Origin of the sequence: Paraburkholderia caledonica NBRC 102488, from assembly GCF_000685095.1 — a bacterium.
Classification (GTDB): Bacteria; Pseudomonadota; Gammaproteobacteria; order Burkholderiales; family Burkholderiaceae; genus Paraburkholderia; species Paraburkholderia caledonica.
In genome coordinates this window covers 1-936 of record NZ_BAYE01000063.1, presented here as the reverse complement: position 1 = coordinate 936, position 936 = coordinate 1, and the positions used below count along the sequence as shown (strand labels likewise).

Here is a 936-nt window from a genome sequence, read left to right as displayed (position 1 = left end):
GCGCTGACGGCCGAGCGGTTCGTGCCGGACCCGTACGGCGAGCCGGGGGCGCGCGTCTATCGCAGCGGCGATCTGTGCCGGCTGCGCGCGGACGGCACGGTGGAGTTCCTCGGGCGGCTGGACCAGCAGGTGAAGCTGCGCGGCCAGCGCATCGAGCCGGGCGAGATCGAGGCGGTGCTGCGCCAGTGCGAGAACGTGCGCGAGGCCGCGGTGATCGTGGTGGGCGAGGCGCAGAAGCAGCGGCTCGCGGCGTATGTGGCGGGGCAGTCCGATGCAGCGGCCCTGCAGCCTGTTGACGTCCACCGTCTGCAGCGCGAACTGGAGCAGAAGCTGCCGGGCTACATGGTGCCGTCATCGATAACGGTGCTCGCGCGGCTGCCGTGGATGCCCAACGGCAAGCTCGACCGGGCGTCGCTGCCCGCGCCGCAGGCGGGTGCGATCGAACGGGTGGCGCCGTCGAACGAGGTCGAAGCGGCGCTGCTGTCGATCTGGGCGGCCGTGCTCGGGCGCGATGATCTTGGCGTGACGGACAACTTCTTCGAAGCGGGCGGCGACTCGATCCAGAGCCTGCAGATCATCGCGCGGGCGCGCGAGGCGGGTTGGCGGCTGACGCCGCGGCAGGTGTTCGAGCATCCGACCGTGGCGGGTCTCGCGCAACGCGCACAGCGGCTGGACGCGGGCGCAGTACGGGAGTTCGACGATGGCGCCGCGCTGCCGTTGACGCCGATCCAGCGGCTCTTCTTCGAGCGCTATCCGCAAGGGGAATCGCACTGGAACCAGGCGGTGCTGCTGAAGGTGAAAGGGCGGCTCGTGCCGGCGGCGCTGGAGCGCGCGGTGGCGGCGCTGGAGGCGCGGCACGACGCGTTGCGGCTGCGGTTCGTGAAGGAGGCGGGCGGGTGGAAGCAGGTGGCGGTGAAGACAGCGGGGGCGGCAGAA

Annotated in this window: 1 protein-coding gene; it reads left to right on the top strand. The window is 71.7% G+C overall.

Translation table 11 applies throughout. The annotated features are described in order from the left end of the window. Nucleotides 1-936, top strand: a 936-nt coding sequence (locus tag BCA01S_RS36365; protein ID WP_042320557.1) for a phosphopantetheine-binding protein, incomplete at both ends; no start/stop codon positions are given.